The following is a 948-nucleotide window of genomic DNA, read 5'->3' as shown; positions in this document are numbered from 1 at the left end:
TCCAGGCGAGCGCCTGGGCGCGCGCGGCTTCTGCGGGTACGGTGCTGGTCATGCTGTCTCCTCAGTCAGGCGTACAAGTTGGGGAACTGGCCGGTGGTGCTGATGACCGTGGTGCGCGTCTCCAGGTAGGGCGCCAGCGCGTCGATGCCGTTCTCGCGCCCCCAGCCGCTGGACTTGAAGCCGCCGTAGGGCGTGGACCAGCGCAGCAAGGAATAGGTGTTGACCCAGACCATGCCCGCCTCGATGCGGCTGGCCACGCGGTGCGCGCGGCCCACATCGCGCGTCCACAGGCCGGCGGTCAGGCCGTAGGGCGTGTCGTTGGCGATCGCGATCGCCTCGTCCTCGCCGTCGAACGGGATCAGCGAGGCCACGGGGCCGAAGATCTCGTCGCGCGCGATGCGCATCTGGTTGTTCACGCCCGCGAACACCGTGGGCTCGACGAAGTAGCCGGGCGCGAGTTCGGGCGTTTCGATGCGGCGGCCGCCCGTGACGAGTTCGGCGCCGTCCTCCTTGCCGTACTGGACGTAGGCGAGCGTCTTTTCCAGTTGCTCCCGGTGCGCCTGCGGCCCCATGTGGTTGGCATCGATGCTGGGCAGGCCCACGCGCACGGCCCTGGCGCGTTCGCGGAAGGCCTCGACCACGCGCGCATAGATGCTGCGCTCCACCAGCACGCGCGAGCCCAGCGCGCAGCTCTGCCCGGTCAGGCGCCAGGCCGAGGCCGTGGCGGCGTTGATGGCGTTGTCCAGGTCGGCGTCGGCAAAGAGGATGTGCGGCGCCTTGCCGCCCAGCTCGAAGGTGAAGCGCTTCAGGTTGTCCGAGCCGCTCTGCACCATGCGCTTGGCGGTGGCGGTGGAGCCGGTGAAGGAGATCTTGTTCACGTCAGGGTGCTCCACCAGGCGCTGCCCCGCCGTGCGGCCATGGCCTGGCACCACGTTGAACACGCCGGGC

General features: G+C 69.8%; 1 protein-coding gene. It reads right to left on the bottom strand.

All coding sequences use genetic code 11. From position 1 onward, the window contains the following. Positions 1-65: 65 nt before the first annotated feature. The coding region (locus JHD63_RS22675; protein ID WP_198973056.1) for an aldehyde dehydrogenase family protein at positions 66-948 on the bottom strand (883 nt) is incomplete at its 5' end.

It is taken from the genome of Xylophilus sp. ASV27, assembly GCF_016428875.1.
Taxonomy (GTDB): domain Bacteria; phylum Pseudomonadota; class Gammaproteobacteria; order Burkholderiales; family Burkholderiaceae_C; genus Xylophilus.
Note: the sequence above shows the minus strand (reverse complement) of the source record. Positions and strands in the feature narration are given on the sequence as shown.